The following is a 17833-nucleotide window of genomic DNA, read 5'->3' as shown; positions in this document are numbered from 1 at the left end:
GAAGGCCGACTGGTTAAGCGGCCGCGAGCTGGCCCAACCGGGCCACGGCACGCCGCAAAAAGGTGGGCACGATGACGGACTCGGTGCGCTCGATGGTGCTGGGGTCGGCCAGCAGCTCCACCATTTCGTCGTATTTGGCCTCGCCGTAAGTGGTGACTACTTGCTGCTTACGCTCATCGGTGCGCATGTAGCGGAGCATGCCGTCGCCGTCGGCTTCGGGGTGAAACTGGGTGCCGAAGACCTCCGGCGTGAAGCGGATGGCCATCACGGCCCGCTCCAGCAGCACGTGCGGCCGCTCTTTTTCCAGGCACAGCACTTCGGCGCCGAGGGCGGCGAGCCGGGCCGGGTCGAGCAGGGTGAGCTGGTAGTCGCGCGAGTCCACGATGTAGAAGGGGTCGGGCAGGGCGTGCAGCAGCGGGTCGGCCTGCCCGGCGGGGGTGAGGTGGACCGGCAGCACGCCGAACGACGTGGACTTGCGGCGGCTCACTTCGCCGATGCCCAGGTGCCGGCTCACCAGCTGAAACGAGTGGCAGATGAGCAGCAGGTGCTTCTTGTGCTCGTGGCCCCGGTTGTGCGCCAGCAGCGAATCGATGAATGCAAAATAACGCGGCTCCCAGGCTTCGCCCGAAGCCAGCGGGCTGCCGGGGCCGCCCGTCGAAATGTAAATGTCGTAGTCCAGGTCGGGCAGCGCGTTTTCGGCTCGCACGTTAAACGTGTCGACGTGGAAGGACACGTCGTTTTCGGCGGCGCCGCGGCCGAGCAGCTGCCGGATGCAGCGCAGGCCTTCGTTCGGCGCGTTGTTGTACATATCCAGAATGGCAATGCGAACAGAATCCATGAATGAAGCAGGCCGGGGGCCAATCAATAAAAAAATTACGCCGTGGCCGAGGCCTAAAAAGAAGCAACGCCCGCCGGGCGGCGGGCGTTGCTGACACAAAGGTAATTCGCTTACAGTCCGTGAGCCGTTTCGGCCAGAATGTGGTCCACCACCTTGCTCAGGTCATTGGTTTCGCGGAATACCCGGAGCTGCCGGTCGGCGCCGGTGCCCATTTCCAGCATTTGCAGCACGTACTCCACCTCGTGGCGGCTGCCGAGGTCGTCCACCACGTCGTCGACGAAGTCGAGCAGCTCCAGAATCAGGCTGCGGGTGGGCACTTCCTCCTGCTTGCCGAAGTCAATCATCTGGCCATCGAGGCCGTAGCGGGCGGCGCGCCACTTGTTTTCCTTAATCAGGGCGCTGCGGTAGATGCGGAAGTTAAGGTTCTGCACCTTGAGCTTGTAGATTTTGGCCACCAGGGCCTGCATCACGGCCGCCACGGCAATGGTCTCGTCGGCGCGCATCATCATGTCGCAGATGCGGTATTCGATGGTGTCGAAAAAGGGGTGCAGGCGCAGGTCCCACCAGATTTTCTTGCCGTTGTCGATGCAGCCGGTTTGGATGAGCAGGGCGATGAACTCGTCGTAGTCGCTGGCGCTGTGGAAGAAGCCCGGAATGCCGGTGCGCGGAAACCGCTCGAACACCTTGGTGCGAAACGACTTGTAACCCGTCTCGCGGCCTTCCCAGAACGGTGAGTTGGTGCTGAGCGCGAATAAATGCGGCAGGAAATACCGCAGCGCGTTCATCATGTACACGCCAATGTCGCGGTTCTCGATGCCGACGTGCACGTGCATGCCAAACACGAGGTTGGAGCGGGCGGCCTCTTGCAGCTCCTCCACAATTTTGTCGTAGCGCACGTCGGGCGTGATGGGCTGGTCTTGCCAGCGCGAAAACGGGTGCGTGCCCGCGGCCCCGATTTTCAGCCCCTGCCGGTCGGCCAACTCGATTACCTGGCGGCGCAGGTGCAGCACCTCGGTGCGGGCCTCGCCGATGTTCTGGCAGATGTTGGTGCCCACCTCCACCACGGCCTGGTGCATTTCGGCCTTCACCTGCTCGCGCAGCGTCACCTTGCCGCCCTCCACAATCTGCGAGAGGTGCGAGCGCAGCTCCCGGGTCTGCGGGTCGATGGTTTGAAATTCCTCCTCGATTCCGAGCGTGAACTTGGGCGTAGACATAAGCAGCGGGGCTAGGGAGCCTGGCCAGTGGAGGCAGCCGGGTCCAATTCAGTCAGAAAAAAGTAAGTCGTGCCGGCAACCACGGGTGGCCCGTGGCGAACCGGAGCGCCAGCTAGTCGTTTTTTGCGGCGCTTGACGCATTGGGTTTGGCCGCTGCTTTGGTGGCAGCAGGCTTTTTAGCCGCGGAAGATTTGGCGGCGGCCGTTTTAGCAGGGGCCGCCTTGGCCTTGGCCGCAGCGGTGCTGGGATGCACGAAGGTGCCCCAGGTCAGGTTGTCCCGGCCGGGCTTCTGGGCCTTGGCGCGGGCGATGGCCATGGTGGCGGCGGCTTCCACTACCCACTCAAAGTTTTGCTGGCCCACGGAGTGCACATCGGCGTCAGGGGCGGGGTTGCCGAAGTCAATGGCCAGCGGCACGCCGTCGCGCACGGCAAACTCCACGGTGTTAAAATCGTAGCCGAGACCTTTGTTGAGCCTGAGCACGTAGTCTTTCATGGTGGCCAGCAGCTGGCGGCCGGCGGCGCCGGTCGTTTTCATCTCGGTGGCGTAGCGCAGGTGGGGCTCGTGGCGGGGCTCGTAGGGCATGATGAGCACCTCCTTGCCGCCGATGCAGTAGCAGCGGAAGTAGTCGGTGAAGTCCACCGCTTCCTGAAAAAGCATGACCAACTGACCAGTTTCGGCGTAGGCCCGGAAAAAATCGTCGGGCGAATCGAGCTTGTACACGCTTTTCCAGCCCCCGCCGGAGTGCGGCTTCATGTAGGCCGGAAAGCCGATGTGCCGGAAAGCCGCGTCCCAGTCCATCATGGCCAGGTTGCGGAAGCTGCCCTCGCTGGTGTCCGTTGGGCGCTCCTTGCTGGGCAGGAGCAGGGTTTTGGGCACGGGCACGCCGAGGCGCACGGCCAGGCCATTGTTAAAGAACTTCTCGTCGGCCGACCACCAGAACGGGTTGTTAATCACGGCCGTGCCCATCAGGGCCGCGTTTTTGAGGTAGGCCCGATAAAAAGGAACGTCCTGCGAAATCCGGTCGATGATGACGGCGTAGTCGGAATCGACGTGTTGCTCCACCTGGTCGATGCGGACGAACTCGGCCCGGATGTCGGCCGGAGCTTTTTCGTTCACGCGGTCGACGAAGGCTTGGGGGAAGGTGTTTTCTTGTCCGAACAGGATGCCGATTTTTTTCATGGCGAGGGGTGTGTTGGAAGGTGGTGAGGAGGAGATATTCAGCAAGAAGCCGTGCTTATCTGGCATCCGCTACTAAATCGTGCTCAGGTACTGCGGGAACATTTCGCGCCACACGGGCCAGTCGTGGTCGCCGTTGGGCTTCACATCCAAAGTGTAAGGAATCCCTTTTTCGCTGAGAATCCGCGCCATGTCGAAGGTGGACGGCTTGCAGAAATCGTGCTCCGCGGTGCCGAGGATGATGTTCATCCACTGGAAATGCTCGTTCTGCGCGCCCGGCAGGTACTCGGGCGGGTTGTTGAAGTACACGTTGTCGTCGTGGTAGCCGTCCACAAATCGGCGGATGTCGAAGGCCGCGCCCATCGTGAAAAGGTGGGCCACCTGGTGAGGATGGCGAAAAGCAAAATTCAAGGCCTGATAGCCGCCGAAGCTGCACCCGGCCACGCCAATTTTGTCCACGTGGCACTCGCGCTGGAGCATCGGCACCAGCTCGTCGCTCAGGAACTGGTCGTAGAACACGTGGTTTTGCACCCGAATCCGGGGCTCCAGGTGCTTGGCGTACCACGAGTGGCGGTCGATGCTATCGATGCAGAAGAGCTTCATCCGGCCGGCCTCCACCAGGGGCCGGGCCGCCTCGATGAGCTTGAAGTCGCGCGCCTCGTTGTCGTGCCCGCCGGACGTTGGAAAAATCACGACCGGGTAGCCCCAGGTGCCGAACACCAGCATGTCGATGTCCTGCCCAAGGTGGTGCGAGTAAAAGCGGCGGTGTTGTTCCTGCACGGCAATAGGGATGAGGCGATGCGTTGAATGGAAAGCAGTACGGCAAACTAGCGAAAAATAACGGACTCGTCCATTTGGGGATGCGGGGAGCGGGCGGCCAAATAGTTATTAGGTACCGTCCAGCATAGTTCTGCGCCGGTTTACTTCTTCAGTCACGTGCTGAAGCATAGCCATTTTGCACGTGGCCCGGACTCCCGGCTGGCGGGCTTGCTCCGGCCAGCGCCGCACCATGGCGCATCATGCCGCTGCGCTCCGTTTAACTTTGTCCGATGCTTTTGGAAATTGCCCCGCCACCTATTGCTTCCACCGGCACCCTGCTCCGCCGCGAAGTGCTGGCGTCCAGGTTTTTGGCGCGCGACGTGGAGCTGAGCATCCTCTTGCCACCAACGGACACGGCTGCCCCGGGCCCGTACCCGGTTCTGTACCTGAACGACGGCCAGGACCTGGCGCGACTCAGTTTGGCAGCCACGCTCAATGGCCTCTACGCCAGCCGGGCCGTTCGGCCTTTCTTGCTGGTGGCCATCCACGCCAACGAGCAGCGCGTGCAGGAGTACGGCACGGCCGCCCACGCCGACTTCAACGGCCGCGGCAGCCGCGCCGGCGCCTATGGCGACTTTGTGCGGCAAGAACTGCTGCCCTTCGCGCAGGCCAACTACCAGGCATCAGCCGACCCGGCCGACGCCGTGGTGGCGGGCTTCTCGCTCGGGGGGCTGTCGGCTTTTGACTTGGTGTGGCACCATCCCGAAGCGTTTGCGCGGGCCGGCGTGTTTTCGGGCTCGTTTTGGTGGCGGCGGCGGGCGGTGGGGGCCGGCTACACGCCCGCCGACCGCATCATGCACGGGCTGGTGCGGGCCGGCCGGCCGCACCCCAGCCACCGGTTCTGGCTGCAAACCGGCACCCTCGACGAGCGCCACGACCGCACCGGAACCGGCGTTATCGACTCCCTGGAAGACTGCCTGGATTTAATCGAAGAGCTCATCGGCCGTGGGCTCGATGCGCACCGCGCCATTCGCTACGTGCAAGTGGAAGGCGGCCACCACCACCCCGATACCTGGGGGCGGGTGATGCCCGACTTTCTGGTGTGGGCCTTTGGGCGGGAAACAGCGGCCGCTGAGTTGCCCGCGCCGCTGCCGGTGGTGCGCCTGCAATTCGACCCCGCTTTGGGCCCCGCCATCCTGCCCGTGGCGCCCGCGCCGGCGGGGCCCGCGCCGCCGCTGGTGCTGCCAACCACCACTGCCATTTCAGAAACGCAACCCCGGCCCGCCGCTCCCGACCTTACAGCCCTTCAACCTTCATTGATGCTTATGTCCACCACCCGCCCCGCCGATGGCGACTTTCTGCCCTACGCCGGCAGTTACATTGACCTCATGCCCGCCGGCACCGACCCGCGCGAAGCCCTGCGCGCCCAGCCCCGGGAAATCCACGCCGCCTTCGCCCACCTGAGCGAAGCCCAGGCCGAGCAAGCGTACGCGCCCGGCAAGTGGACGCTCAAGGAAATGCTGCTGCACCAAATCGACTCCGAGCGGGTGTTTGCCTACCGCGCCCTGCGCTTTGCCCGCGGCGACAACCAGGATTTGCGCGGCTTCGAGCAGGACGACTACGTGGCCCACAGCGGCGCCAACGCCCGCAGCGTGGCCAGCCTGCTGGCCGAGTACGACGCCACCCGCGCCGCCACGGTGGCGTTGTTCGAAAGCTTCACCGAAGAGCAGCTGGCCCGGCGGGGCTCCGCCAACGGCGGGCCTGCCACGGTGCGGGCGCTGCTGTTCATCATCCCCGGCCACGAGCGGCACCACCTCAACATCGTCCGCGAGCGGTACCAGCCCGTGCTGCGGGGGTGAGGGAAAATTTCTACCTTCGCCCGGCACAACATGCCGGCCCAGCCGGGCGTTGACAACCGCGCAATCCTCTTCTCAACTCACTTAACCTTCTTGTCAATCATGGCCAAAGCCCAGGATGCCCGCAAAGAGAAAAAGAAAGAACCCGTCAAATCCCTGAAGGAGAAAAAGGCGGAGAAAGACGAGAAAAAAGTGGCCCGCGCCCGCAAGCAGGAGTAGCGCCCGGCCCGCACCGACCACCTAAATGCTTCCCGGCCGCTGGCCGTGGAGGCATTTGTTTTTTAATCCAGGCGCCGAACAAAAGAAAAGCTGCGGAACCGACTGGCCAATAGAGCGCTACAGCGTGTAATACGGCTCCTTCTCCTTGTCGTGGTGGCGCAGGTAGCCGTGCAGCACCAGCTTTATCAGCGTCTGAAAAGCGCGGCGCTTGCCGAAGTTCACCAGCTGCATGAACTGCGCCAGCGTGATGCGGGGGCGGGTTTTGAGGTAGTCCAGCACGGCCAGCTCCGGCTGGCTGAGCGGAATTTTTTCGAAGCGGGCCTCGGGCGGCTGGCGGGCCAGCACTTTCTCGGTGAGGCCGCTGGTTTGCACGCTGGCATCGCGCACGCGCACGTAGCCGCGCCAGTCGCCGGGCGCCACCTGGGCGCGGTGGGGCTTGGTTCGGCTTTCGGGCACGGTCACCACCAGCACGGTGCGGCCGTCGGTCTCCACTTCGCGGAAACCCAGGGCCGTGAGCGGCGGCGCGATGTAGTGCTCGGCGGCTTCGCGGAGCACGAACAGCTCTTCCTCGGCGTCGCGCACGCCCACCACGCGGCCGGCGTCGTCCACGCCCACCAGCACCTGTCCGCCCCGGGTATTGGCCAGCGACACCAGCGTGCGCGAAATCCGGTGCGGGTGGGTGGTCTTCTGCTTGAATTCCAGCTCCTCGCCCTCGCCCCGCGCTATCAGCTCGTGTATGTCCATGGCTATTGGTACAAAGGCCCGCGCGCAAAAATGCCGCTTCCGAAGGACAGAAGCGGCATTTTAAGCAAGTTGTTTTGCAATCAGGCGGCTAAACCCGGCGTGTTGCCCTAGAAGGGCAGGTCGTTGTCGTCGTCGCCCGCGATGGGCGCCGCCGACGGCTGGGCGCGCAGCGTGGGGTTCTGGTTTTGGGCCGCCGGGCGCGGGGCCGCCTGCTGCTGGCCGCTGCCCCCGCCGTAGCTGCCGGTGCCCCCGGCCGCCGCCTCTATCTTCCAGGCTTCGAGGTTGGTGAAGTAGAGCATCTGGCCGTTCTTGTTAAAGCCGCGGCCGCGCAGGTTGAAAGTTACCTTCACCTCGTCACCCATTTTGTAGGGGTCGATGAGGCTGGTTTTGTCCTGCACCATTTGGAACTTGATGTGCTCGGGATACTGGCCGTCCTGGACCTCGAGCACGAACTCGCGCTTGCGGAATTTCTCGCTTACCTGCTGTTCGTCAAATATTTCGTGCAGCCGGCCGGTTACGTCGTATGCCATAAAAGTAGGTGTTTGGGTAGTAAAAATCTTGAACATCAAACCTACGAAAAAAAACGCGAGCCACCGCCCACCCGTTCCCTCCGCCTACCTTTGGGGACGCTTTTTTCCGCGGTTCATACCTTATAATATGTTTGCGCTTGCCATTCACGGTGGGGCCGGCACCATTGCCCGCGCCTCGCTCACGCCCGACGACGAACGGCAGTACCGCGCGGCCCTGACCGCCGCCCTCGCCCTGGGCCACGACTTACTGCGCGACGGCGGCGCGGCCCTCGACGCCGTGGAAGCCGCCGTGCGCAGCCTCGAAGACTGCCCCCTGTTCAACGCCGGCCGCGGGGCCGTGTTCACCCACGACGGCCACCACGAGCTGGACGCGGCGGTAATGACCGGGCACAACCGCTTGGCCGGGGCCGTGGCCGGGGCGCGGCAGATGCAAAACCCCATCCGGGCCGCCCGCCTGGTGATGGAGCGGACCGACCACGTGCTACTGGGCTACCCCGGCGCCGACGACCTGGCCCGTGAGCACGGCCTGCCCCTGCAACCGGCCGAGTACTTTTTTACCCAAAAACGCTACGACCAGTTGCAGGACGCCCGGGCCTCGGGCCGGATGCAGCTCGACCACGCTGCCGACCCCAACTGGAAAAAAGGCACCGTAGGCGCCGTGGCCCGCGACGTGCACGGCCACCTGGCCGCCGCCACCAGCACCGGCGGCATGACCAACAAGCGCTACTCCCGCATCGGCGACACGCCCCTCATTGGGGCCGGCACCTGGGCCGACACGCGCTGCGCCATCAGCTGCACGGGCAACGGCGAGTATTTCATCCGGGCGGTGGCGGCCTACGACGTGGCCTGCCTGCTGGAGTACAAGAACCTGACCCTGGAAGAAGCCTGCCGGGTGGTGGTGCACGACAAGCTGGCGCCCGTCGGGGGCGAAGGCGGCCTGATTGCCGTGGACGCGGCCGGCCACGTCACGCTGCCCTTCAACTCGGAGGGCATGTACCGCGCCAGCCAAATTGCGGGGGGCGAGGCGATGGTGGCCATCTATAAGGAGTAGCAACGCGCAGGAAAAAAGCGGCTCTTTGTTTTACAGGCTGTAAGCAACAGCTTTTTTGGACGGCCCTGGGGCCACGCCGAAAAAAGCCCGCCCATCGATGCGATGAGCGAGCTTGCTTTTTGCAAAAACCAGGGCGGCCTACCGCTGCACTGTCGCCGAAGTAGCCGCCGCGTCGATGGGCGCGGCCAGTTGGGCGTCCAGAATCTCCTTGCTGGCGTAGAATTTCCGCTCGCGCATGTCGTACACGTTGCCCTTGGCCAGCACGTGCATGGTCACGTTCTCGACCGATAGCACCGTGCCTTTCTTGGCGGCGGCGGCGTTGTTGTGCTGGATGTTGTGCCCGTCGAGAATGATGACCAGGTTGGAGCCCACGGTTTCCACCAAATTGCCCTCGGTGATGAGCACGCCCGTGTCCTCGCCCAGCCCGATGCCGATGAGCTTGGGGTGCAGCGCCACCGCCTCAATCAGCCTTCCGAACCGGCCGCGCTTCACGAAGTGCGAGTCGACGACGGCGGCCGGCAGCAGGCCCAGGCCGGTGCCCATCTTCACGGCGCCTTTCAGCAAGGCGTCGGGCACCGAGCCGCCCCGAATCATGTACTGCGACATGGCCATGGCCCCGGCGCTGGTGCCGGCAACCACAAAGCCGGGTTCGGCGTGGTACCGCTGCAGCAGGCGGTCCAGAAACTCGGTTTCGCCGAACATCTCGCGCAGCCGCGACTGGTTGCCGCCCGAGAACATGACGACGTCGGCGGCCAGCAGGCGTTCCAGATACGCCGGCTGGCGGGCGTCTTCGGGCGTGCGAATGTCCATGATGCCCACGTTCAGGCAGTTGAGCATGGCATAGGAAGAAGTGTAAATCGGGCCAACCTCCTCTGGAATCATCGACGCCGTGGTGATGACTTCGATGCGCGGGTCGGGCTTGCCCGTTTCCAGCACGATGCGCTTGAGGATGCCTAGCTCAAAAAAGTTGAGGTAGTACTTGCGGCGGGTCCGGGGGTTGGGGTAAGTGCCCTTGTCCTCGTTGCCGCCCACGGCAATGAGCTTGCCGAGCGGAATAATATTTTTCAACGGATAGCGGTGATGGTGGTCATAAAGAAGGCAAGCAAAACGGCCCGCGCCAGTGGGCGTGGCCGCCAGGCGGGAGCGGAGCCCCCGGCAAAGTTCGGGCCGGACGGGCTCATGTCCGCGTGCCCAGCAACGCATCGAGCGTGCCGGTGGCCACGGAGTGGTAGTTGGCCCGCGCCCCGGCGTAAATGCGGCGGGCGCGACTTGTGCCCCCGGGCGTGGCCAGCAGTGCCCGGTACAGCGGCACCAAAAACTTGCGGCGGCCCACATGCCGCAGAAAATTTTCCAGGGCCGGCGTGGCTGCCGCGTAGCCGGCCCGCACGGTGTGCGAAAACCAGGCCGTGAGGATTTCAGCGTTGCCCGAAGCCGTGAACCCAAACGCGGCGTCGAGGTCCGCCAGCTGCCCGGCCGTCAGGGTGGGCGGGAGGCCGTGCAGGAAATGCACCCATTCGTGGCTGCTCCAGTCGGTGGCCCCCGGTACGAGCACGTCCGCGGCCGTCCCGCTTTCCAGCCCGGCCAGCGCATGGTCTACGGCCGCGAACCGGCGCGAACTCACGACTGGCGCGTTGGTCGGCAGGCCGGGGCCGTCTACCCAGTCGGCCAGGCGCAACTGACTCTCCAAGCCGGGCTCCCGGTCCAGCAGGGTTGCGCGGAGATAGGCAAGGAAAGTGGCCGTGTCCATGGCCTCAAAGCTGAACCGGGCGAAGTACGCTTTGATGAAGGCGTCCAGCCGGGGCCGGCCGATGAGGCCTTCCAGCGTGAGCAGGAGCGCGCAGCCTTTTTCGTAGGCTATTTCGGTAAGGCCCTCGTCGGGGTCGCGTCCGGCCAAATGCAGGCGCAGGTGGGTATCGGAACTGGTCGCCCCGATTTCCTCAATGGTGTGACACAGCGCTTCGCGGCCCAGGACCTGGAGCATGTCGGCGTAGTCCTGGCCATACAAATGTTCCATGATGCGCCGTTCGAAATACACCGTAAAGCCCTCGTTCAGCCAGAAATCATTCCACGTTCCATTTGTAACTAGGTTGCCGGACCAGGAGTGCGCCAGCTCGTGCGCCACCAAACTGGTCAGGCTGCGGTCCCCGGCCAGGATAGTTGGTGTAACAAATGTTAACATGGGGTTTTCCATTCCGCCGAAAGGAAAGCTGGGCGGCAACACCAACAAATCGTACCGCTCCCAGCGGTAGGAACCATAAAGTTGCTCGGCGGCGGCCACCATGTTTTCCAAGTCGGCAAACTCGTGCGTGGCCCCGGGCAGTGTGGGCAGCTCGGCGTAAACGCCCGTGCGTCCGCTGAGCGGGGCAAAGGCCAGGTCGCCCACCGCCAGGGCCATGAGGTAGGCCGGAATGGGCCGGGTCATGCGAAAATGGTAGGTGCCGCTGCCGTTGCGCTGTTGCGGGTTCTCGGCGCTCATCAACGCCAGCAGATGGGCCGGCACGCGCACGGTGGCTTCGTAGGTGAAGCGGATGCCGGGCGAGTCCTGGCAGGGCAGCCAGGTGCGCGCCAAAATGGCCTGCGACTGCGTGAACAGGAACGGCTGCGTGCCCGCCGTTTGGGCCGGCGCCAGCCACTGCAACGCCGCCGCCGTGGGCGCGGTGCGGTAGCGCAGGCGCAGGGCCGTGGTATCAGCGGCCAGAGCTACGCGCAGCGCCTGACCAAGCACGGCGTCCGGCGGGCCCGTGGCATGGTCCGCCGGCGCGGCATTGCCGGCCGCGTCGAGCCGTTCCACGGAGTCAAGAGTAAGGTCCCGGACGTCAAGCACTACCTCGCGGCCGGCCTCGGGGTTGGCCAGTTGCCAGGTGGCGGTCCCGGCTAGCGTACGGCTCTCAAAATCAACCGCCAAGTCGAGGGCTAAGTGGCCAACCCGCACCGGGCTGGTGCCGGCGTGGCTGTGCGGGTCGGGGGACAAGGGGGACGGGACAGCAACGGAAGGAGCCATAGCCAAGCGAGCAAGAGAAGTACACGGACTACAAAGAATAAAAAAATCGCCGCGCGGATGAAACCCGTCGGGCGTAAGCCCCAAAGCCGATGCGGGCCGAAGCCGCAGAACCTGGGGCAAGTTCTTCTGGGCTTTCTGCTTCGGTCCGCGACGACTGGCCGGGCGGACCTGGTGGGAACCCGGATTCAAGCCATTTACTGGGCCGTCGCGCCGGCCCGCGCCGCCAGTGGGAATACGAAGTTGGCACGATTGCGGCCGGCGTGCGGCTTGGCTCCGTTCTCGAATGGCGTACTTTGCCACCGGGTGGCCCGCAGACCGTCCGCCGCAACCTCGCCTGCCGCTTGGCAGTACAACGCCCGCCTTCCGGCAACTGCCCAAGATTGCCCAAGGCTTTTATTTCGTTTGCCTTACTTCGCTCAATGCCTTTTCTGTTTCGTTACACCTCCCTGCTGTGGGTGCTGTTGGCGGCCCTGGGCTGCGCCACGCTGCCGTCCTGCGGCTCCGATGGCGGCTCTAGCGCCGGGGAGCGCCTGGCCGCGGCCGTAACGGCCGGGCCCCAGCCGCGGCTCGACAGTACCTACCTCGTTAACACCCTGCGCGCCGAGCCCCGCTTCAAGCCACAGCTGCTGGCCGCCCGTCGCTTCTACCGCGAGCGCAAGTTCCAGCTGGGCTGGTTCAAGAACCACCAACCCGTGGCGCAAGCCCGGGCCCTGCAAGCGGTTATTGCTAAAGCCCAGGATGAAGGACTCAACCCTAAAGATTACCAGGTTAAGAACTTTAAACAATTATTCGCCGACCTCGAACAGGCCCGGCCCGACTCCGCGCGCCGCAACGCCCTGGAGCGGAAGATTGACGTGGCCCTCACCGGTACGTACCTCAACTGGGCTTCCGACTACTACCGCGGAGTAGCCAACCCGCGCGATTCTAAAAGCACCGCCTGGCAGGTCAAGCCGAACAAAATCAAGCTCCACAAGGCCCTGCTTACTTTCCTGGGGGAGCGCAAAAGCCGGTACAACTACTACGAGTTTGCGCCCCTGCACCCCGAGTACGACCAGCTCAAGAAAGCATTGGCGGCCTACCGGGCTCAGGAACGGGCGGGCGGGTGGCTCCCTTTGCCGGCCACCCTCAACCTCCGGCCCGGCCGGTCGTCGCCGGCCGTGGCCATCCTTCGCCAGCGCCTGTTGGGCAGCGCCGGTGGCAACGCCCCCGGCGCCCCGCCGGTTGTGACGGCGTCGCTCGGCGGTCAGTCCGGCACCGCTCCCGCGCCACCTGCCGCACTAGTTTACGACCCCGAATTGGTGAATGCCGTGAAACTATTTCAGCGCGACGCCGGCCTCAAGCCCGACGGCATCGTGCGCGGTACCACCTTGCGCCAGCTCAACGTGCCCATCGGTGCCCGCATCGACCAGCTCATTTTGAACATGGAGCGCTGGCGTTGGCTGCCCAAGCGGTTCGAACCCAACTACCTGCTCGTCAACATTCCCGAGTACACCTTGCACGTCATCGAGAACAACCAGGAAGCCTTCGCCATGCCCGTCATTGTGGGCAAGGCGCTGCACGAAACGCCGGTATTCAGCGATAAAGTCGAGTACGTCGTGCTCTCCCCTTACTGGAACGTGCCTTTCAGCATTATTGAAAACGAGCTGCGCGCCAAGCTCGTGGCCGACCCGGGCTACCTCGACCGCCTCGATATGGAGGTGGTCGAGGGCGTCGGCCGCAAGGCCGAAGTAATTGACCCGGCCTCCGTCGACTGGGCCACCGTGACCCCTGAAACCTTCAAGTACACCCTGCGCCGCCGGCCGGGGCCGAAGAATGACCTGGGCGACGTGAAGTTTATTTTCCCCAATTCCAACGACATCTACCTCCACGACACGCCCAACGACGAGCTGTTCTCGCAGAGCACCCGCAGCTTCAGCCACGGCTGCGTGCGGGTCGCGGAGCCCATCAAACTAGCTACTTACCTGCTCCGCAACAAGGCTGGCTGGGACCAGCAAACCATCCTCGACAGCATCGCCACGCGCCGCGAAAAGTACGTCACGCTGAAAGAAAAGCTCCCGGTGTACCTGGTCTATTTCACCGCCTGGGCCGACGCAACTGGTCACCCCCACTTCCGGGACGACATTTATGGCCTCGACAAAACGTTGGCACGCGAGTACTTCGACTGACCCCGCTTTGGCGCAGTAACCCCTGCCACCGCAGTGACAAAAGCGGCTCCCCCTCAGTTGTCCTGCGTGTTTCTACCCAGGCCCCGCGACTCACAGGTTGCCGGGGCTTTTCTGCGGGCAGCGCGTAATGAGGCACAGGCTTAAGATTACAATTGTATAAATTAAGTAATGGTGGATAGTCTACGTACCTAAAAATACATTTGTATTCACATAATGAGAACTCGAAGTTTCATTTGTAAATAGAAGCAGTAAGCTTTAACAGCTCAAGCATCTACTAACTGAGTGCTACATTTGTAATTAAATAAATTACAATGGTTGAGCGCATTCGGTTACTGCTGGAAGCCCGGCAGTTCACACCCACCCAATTTGCTGACGCTATCGGCGTAGCCCGGCCCATTGTGAGCCACATCCTTTCGGGGCGCAACAAGCCCAGCCTGGAAGTGGTGCAGCGCATTCTGGCGGCTATGCCTGATTTGTCGATGTCTTGGCTGCTCAACGGAACTGGTCCCATGCATGCTGCCCCTGCCGCCCCGCTGCCACCGACTCTGCAGCCCCCCAAGGCAGCTCAACTCATTCATAACGAGTTGATTTCCGCCTCCGTGCCAGAACAGGCTGACCGGGCGTCCATCCCGGCAAGCGCCTCCACCTCCAAAGGCCAAAAGATTACGGCGACCCCGGGCGCGGGAGCCGGTCCCGCCTTATCTGTTCGGTCATCTCCGCCATCGCCCGGGCGTTTCAAGACCCAAAAGCTGGAATCAGCCTCCGTTGCAGTTCCAAGTCCCGGGCCTTCCGAGCCGTCCTCCCTGCCGCTCGCCGCGCCAGCCGCCGCGCCAATCTCCGGGCAGGCATTCGAAACGGCAGCCCCGGCCGGCAGCCCCGCGGCGCTTGATTCCCGCCTCACGAGCCCCACCGCTACCGCCCTCTTTTCCGGGGGCGAAAAGCCAATCCGGCGGATTGTCATATTCTATCGGGATGGCTCTTTTGCTGATTACCAGCCCGAATAGTTTGTTTCATAGCGGTTCTGGGGTCAGTGTATGGGTCGCTTGTGGGGTGCGGGGCTTGCTGCCGCCCGTCGGCGCGGTATCGGCACCACTTGCTCAGCGACGAACGGAGGCAAGCCCCATACCCTCTGTGCGGTGAACCTGAGAACTCCTCTAAACCCCGTGTGCTTGGATTCATTGCGGCCTGCAAGCATCAGGCAAGTAACGAGCACGCGACTCTTTTCTTGTCGTCGAGTCGCCTCTTTCTGGCAATGGTTCAAGTATGTGCGGGCCCGCTTTGCACCCGGTCATCAGCTTCTCCAGGCGACGATGTTCCGGCGCCCATTGGCGATAAGCTCAAGCATTAAATGCCTGTCAGTCTCTGACCAAAGCACAATTTGGCAGACTGCTGTGTCGGCTTGCTTTCTGCCCCCACCTATAGCTAACCACACTATCAGCTCTTACTTTCAAATGCCATACCTGTTTCCATCGGATACTAATATGCGTAGAGCCAATACGGAATATTGTATTCAATTCTATTTTTCTTATAAACATCAGTATTTCAATTAAATGAATGCTACTAATGAAAGTAATGAATTATTAAATTACTGCTTAAGATAACAGGGATTCTGCTATGGTTTAGTTCGTGGCTTTAGCTAAAAAAAGCCTATACCAGACATAGTTTAGGGGATTTAACTTTTGTCATAGTGCTAACTAAGTTAACATTCAGAAACCTCATAATAATCTTAAGTTGGCAAGCATAATTTTTCTGCCGGTACTAACACTATGAGCGGTGAACTGAGGCGGTTATTTGACCTGCGTTTCTTAATCTTCAGCCGGATTAGATGATTTAGCCGAATCATGTGGGATAGCGTAGCCACGAAGAGGAGAAAGCCTTTCTTGCGCAGTTAGCAGAGCTTAGTTATCATTTGTAAATCGTACAGGAGTCGGATTAGAAGCGGGGCGGCCCGGGCCCAGAATCAGTTGTGGCTCGAAACTCCTGACGGGAGAATGGTGCCCGCGCACGGGGAGTAGCAACCTCAACGGTTGCGCGTTTGGAGCTCAGGGGCTAACTTTGCGGCATGAAACTGACCCGCACGAATCTTTGGTTGGCTGCTGTAGCGGCTGTACTCCTGACGGCCTCTTGCGCCCAGGCTCCCGACGCCGAAAAAGACCCCGCCGCTGATGCCGCTTACAAGCGTCAGCACCGCGCCGAGGGCTACCGCGACGCCCAGCGTTCCAACGTTACCCGCAACTAAGAGCGGCCCCGCCACCCGCTGCTATTCCTTGAACGCGGGCGGTATTTATAAAGTCTCAACGCAGAAGGCCCCCGCCCAAATTGGGGCGGGGGCCTTCTGCATTGGGGCGTGTCATACGTTGAAAAAATAATTCGGCCTCCAGAATCCCAAACCGTGCTAGGCGGCAGGGGCGGCCTCGGCCAGGACCAGGGTTGGCATTGGGGGCGTGTTAAAGCTGGGCAGGGTGATACCGGCCAGCAGTTCGTGTTCCAGCAAGTCGGCCCAGGTGCGGAGGTAGAGCACCACGTCGTCGCGCTGATTGTGGCGCAACGCATCCCGTCGCTCGAAGGGAATGGCGGCCCGGATGCCGGGGTCGGCAAGGCGTTCGAGGTGGGTGAGGTCGGCGCGGGTGAAGCCCAGGGCCAGCATCTCGTCGATGGTCTGGTCGATGGGCAGGCCGCTGGTGGGGCAGTAGTCCACAATCTGCCGCTCCCAGTCGCCGTAGCGCTGCATGGCGCGGGCGTGGATTTCGGCTTTGGTGAGGCGCGTGACGGTTTGGGCCAAGTGGCCGCAGTTGCAGCTGCCCATGTGGCCCCACTGGTAGGGCGCTTGGGTGGCGAGGCGCTGGGCCGTGGCGCGCAGGGCCTGGATAACGGGAAGCGTGGGCTGAGCCATAAAGGAGAAGGGAATTATTCGCGGATAAGGCAAGTAATCAGCCCTAAAAAGCAGCAGGACCCGAAAAAAGTTTTCCGGGTCCTGCTGCTTTTTGGATCAGACTTTAACGCGTCAAATCAAGCGTCGTGCCGAGCGCGGTCGAAACCTCTCTACCTCAATACCGATTCAATCAATTGAGGTAGTTGTGCTGTAAAGATGCTTCGACTGGGCTCAGCACGACGTTCTGTTAGTCAGCGCCAAACGCTCTAAAACGAGCCGCGGCGCGAGCCGCCCGCATCGCCGCGACGACGGCCGCCTTGGTCGCCACCTTCGCGGTTGCCGCCCACGTTCACGCGGGCCCCGCCGCTGCCAAAGCGACGAGCGGTATCCGACTGGCCGTTACTGGTCGGAGCCGCCGGCCGGCCGCGGTCACCGCTGGGGCGCCCACCGCTTTGGCCGCCGGAGCGGCCGCTGCTGGGGCTGCCACCCGCACGACCGCCGCCACCGTTGCCGCCTTCGCGGGGGCCGGAGCGGGCCGGGCGACCCGCCGGGCCTTTGGGGCGGATGATGCGCTCGTTGCCGTGCAGCAGCACCGGCTTCACGTGCGAGGTGGTGAAAGGATGGTCGCCTTCGATGTCAATCTGGCGGCTGATGAGCTTCTGAATGTCCTGCAGGTAGGCGCGCTCCTCGTCTTCCACGAAGGAATACGCGGTGCCGAAGGCCCCGGCCCGACCGGTGCGGCCGATGCGGTGCACGTAGGTTTCGGGCTCGTTGGGAATCTCGTAGTTGATGACGTGGGTCAGCTCGTCCACGTCGATGCCGCGGGCGGCGATGTCGGTGGCCACCAGCACGCGGGTGCTGCCGGCTTTAAAGTTGGACAGGGCGCGCTGGCGGTGGTTCTGGCTCTTGTTGCCGTGGATGGCTTCGGCCGGAATCTGGTGGGTGGCCAGGGCTTTCACCACTTTGTCGGCCCCGTGCTTCGTGCGGGTGAACACCAGCACGCGCTTAATGGCCTTGTCCTGCAGGATGTGGCGGAGCAGGGCGGGCTTGTCGTTATTCTCTACCAAGTACACCGACTGCGTCACCGTTTCGGCGGTGCTGCTCACGGGCGTCACGGCCACGCGCACCGGGTTGGGGCGCAGAATGGTGCTGGCCAACTCCTGACAATAATCCCAGTACACCTCGGGGACGATAAGCAAGGGAGAATGTTCGAAATTGCGTCGCAATTGGCTGGCGTTTGCCGCCTCGCGCAATAAGTCCTGTTCGTATTTTAAATGTTTCGCAAACTCGCCGATGAGTTGACGCAGTTTTAAGTGGCGGCCTTGCGCCCACAGGGTTTCAATAAGCGCAGCGCCCATATTCATCAGCGCGAGGTCTTTATCGATGACGGCAGCAATCCCAGGACGT

General features: G+C 62.7%; 15 protein-coding genes and 1 pseudogene. 5 read left to right on the top strand and 11 right to left on the bottom strand.

Translation table 11 applies throughout. The annotated features are described in order from the left end of the window. Window positions 1–13: 13 nt before the first annotated feature. The 4 genes from RMO51_RS14485 to RMO51_RS14470 form a co-directional block, all read right to left on the bottom strand. Window positions 14–838, bottom strand: coding sequence for a glutamine amidotransferase-related protein (locus RMO51_RS14485; RefSeq protein WP_310395752.1), 825 nt, complete (start codon window positions 836–838; stop codon window positions 14–16). Between the two features lie 110 nt (window positions 839–948). Beyond that, a complete protein-coding gene (locus RMO51_RS14480; RefSeq protein WP_310395750.1) occupies window positions 949–2052 on the bottom strand; it encodes a carboxylate-amine ligase in 1104 nt (367 codons plus the stop codon). A gap of 112 nt (window positions 2053–2164) precedes the next feature. Then, a complete protein-coding gene (locus RMO51_RS14475; RefSeq protein WP_310395748.1) occupies window positions 2165–3232 on the bottom strand; it encodes a hypothetical protein in 1068 nt (355 codons plus the stop codon). 72 nt (window positions 3233–3304) lie between these two features. Further along, window positions 3305–4009 (bottom strand): alpha/beta fold hydrolase, encoded by a 705-nt coding sequence (locus tag RMO51_RS14470; protein WP_310395746.1) that lies wholly within the window; start codon window positions 4007–4009, stop codon window positions 3305–3307. Between the two features lie 269 nt (window positions 4010–4278). Here RMO51_RS14470 and RMO51_RS14465 point away from each other — a divergent pair, with 269 nt between their 5' ends. Continuing rightward, a complete protein-coding gene (locus tag RMO51_RS14465; protein WP_310395744.1) occupies window positions 4279–5847 on the top strand; it encodes an alpha/beta hydrolase-fold protein in 1569 nt (522 codons plus the stop codon). A gap of 333 nt (window positions 5848–6180) precedes the next feature. On the opposite strand, the gene RMO51_RS14460 is transcribed toward RMO51_RS14465, so the two are convergent. After that, entirely contained in the window at window positions 6181–6807 is a 627-nt protein-coding gene (locus RMO51_RS14460) for an ATP-binding protein (RefSeq protein ID WP_310395743.1), read from the bottom strand. A gap of 107 nt (window positions 6808–6914) precedes the next feature. After that, window positions 6915–7337, bottom strand: coding sequence for a DUF3127 domain-containing protein (locus tag RMO51_RS14455; protein WP_310395741.1), 423 nt, complete (start codon window positions 7335–7337; stop codon window positions 6915–6917). Window positions 7338–7464: 127 nt separating this feature from the next. On the opposite strand from RMO51_RS14455, the gene RMO51_RS14450 reads away from it, so the two are divergent. Further along, window positions 7465–8388 carry an isoaspartyl peptidase/L-asparaginase gene (locus tag RMO51_RS14450; RefSeq protein WP_310395739.1) on the top strand — a complete coding sequence of 308 codons (924 nt, stop codon included), beginning with the start codon at window positions 7465–7467 and terminating at the stop codon, window positions 8386–8388. Window positions 8389–8526: 138 nt separating this feature from the next. On the opposite strand, the gene RMO51_RS14445 is transcribed toward RMO51_RS14450, so the two are convergent. Both RMO51_RS14445 and RMO51_RS14440 read right to left on the bottom strand, forming a co-directional pair. Next, the gene (locus tag RMO51_RS14445; RefSeq protein WP_310395737.1) at window positions 8527–9456 is read right to left on the bottom strand and encodes a cyanophycinase; all 930 of its coding nucleotides are present in this window, start codon (window positions 9454–9456) and stop codon (window positions 8527–8529) included. A 109-nt stretch (window positions 9457–9565) separates the two neighbouring features. Beyond that, complete coding sequence (locus RMO51_RS14440) at window positions 9566–11359, bottom strand: M1 family metallopeptidase (protein WP_310395735.1); 1794 nt, start codon at window positions 11357–11359, stop codon at window positions 9566–9568. Between the two features lie 449 nt (window positions 11360–11808). On the opposite strand from RMO51_RS14440, the gene RMO51_RS14435 reads away from it, so the two are divergent. The 3 genes from RMO51_RS14435 (at window position 11809) to RMO51_RS14425 (ending at window position 15793) form a co-directional block, all read left to right on the top strand. Continuing rightward, a complete protein-coding gene (locus RMO51_RS14435) occupies window positions 11809–13554 on the top strand; it encodes a L,D-transpeptidase family protein (RefSeq protein ID WP_310395733.1) in 1746 nt (581 codons plus the stop codon). A gap of 311 nt (window positions 13555–13865) precedes the next feature. Further along, window positions 13866–14558: a helix-turn-helix transcriptional regulator gene (locus RMO51_RS14430; protein WP_310395732.1), complete on the top strand. Its 693-nt coding sequence runs from the start codon at window positions 13866–13868 to the stop codon at window positions 14556–14558. 1058 nt (window positions 14559–15616) lie between these two features. Then, window positions 15617–15793 (top strand): hypothetical protein, encoded by a 177-nt coding sequence (locus tag RMO51_RS14425; protein WP_310395731.1) that lies wholly within the window; start codon window positions 15617–15619, stop codon window positions 15791–15793. A 156-nt stretch (window positions 15794–15949) separates the two neighbouring features. Here RMO51_RS14425 and RMO51_RS14420 read toward each other — a convergent pair whose 3' ends face one another. The 3 genes and pseudogenes from RMO51_RS14420 to RMO51_RS22615 all read right to left on the bottom strand — a co-directional run. Beyond that, entirely contained in the window at window positions 15950–16447 is a 498-nt protein-coding gene (locus tag RMO51_RS14420) for a hypothetical protein (RefSeq protein WP_310395729.1), read from the bottom strand. A gap of 245 nt (window positions 16448–16692) precedes the next feature. Beyond that, window positions 16693–17625, bottom strand: coding sequence for a helicase-related protein (locus tag RMO51_RS14415; protein WP_409025048.1), 933 nt, complete (start codon window positions 17623–17625; stop codon window positions 16693–16695). An 18-nt stretch (window positions 17626–17643) separates the two neighbouring features. Further along, a pseudogene (locus RMO51_RS22615) lies at window positions 17644–17784 on the bottom strand (hypothetical protein); the annotation flags it as partial. Between the last annotated feature and the right edge of the window lie 49 nt (window positions 17785–17833).

The sequence above is a fragment of the Hymenobacter sp. genome (genome assembly GCF_031398885.1).
Taxonomy (GTDB): Bacteria; Bacteroidota; Bacteroidia; order Cytophagales; family Hymenobacteraceae; genus Hymenobacter.
This window is presented reverse-complemented; position numbering and strand designations above follow the sequence as displayed.

Bases quoted from the DNA above. Each gene is read 5' to 3' on its own strand.
- RMO51_RS14435 (WP_310395733.1), top strand. From the start codon at position 11,809: ATGCCTTTTCTGTTTCGTTACACCTCCCTGCTGTGGGTGCTGTTGGCG.
- RMO51_RS14450 (WP_310395739.1), top strand. From the start codon at position 7,465: ATGTTTGCGCTTGCCATTCACGGTGGGGCCGGCACCATTGCCCGCGCC.
- RMO51_RS14455 (WP_310395741.1), bottom strand. From the start codon at position 7,337: ATGGCATACGACGTAACCGGCCGGCTGCACGAAATATTTGACGAACAG.
- RMO51_RS14485 (WP_310395752.1), bottom strand. From the start codon at position 838: ATGGATTCTGTTCGCATTGCCATTCTGGATATGTACAACAACGCGCCG.
- RMO51_RS14425 (WP_310395731.1), top strand. From the start codon at position 15,617: ATGAAACTGACCCGCACGAATCTTTGGTTGGCTGCTGTAGCGGCTGTA.
- RMO51_RS14465 (WP_310395744.1), top strand. From the start codon at position 4,279: ATGCTTTTGGAAATTGCCCCGCCACCTATTGCTTCCACCGGCACCCTG.
- RMO51_RS14430 (WP_310395732.1), top strand. From the start codon at position 13,866: ATGGTTGAGCGCATTCGGTTACTGCTGGAAGCCCGGCAGTTCACACCC.
- RMO51_RS14480 (WP_310395750.1), bottom strand. From the start codon at position 2,052: ATGTCTACGCCCAAGTTCACGCTCGGAATCGAGGAGGAATTTCAAACC.
- RMO51_RS14460 (WP_310395743.1), bottom strand. From the start codon at position 6,807: ATGGACATACACGAGCTGATAGCGCGGGGCGAGGGCGAGGAGCTGGAA.
- RMO51_RS14420 (WP_310395729.1), bottom strand. From the start codon at position 16,447: ATGGCTCAGCCCACGCTTCCCGTTATCCAGGCCCTGCGCGCCACGGCC.
- RMO51_RS14475 (WP_310395748.1), bottom strand. From the start codon at position 3,232: ATGAAAAAAATCGGCATCCTGTTCGGACAAGAAAACACCTTCCCCCAA.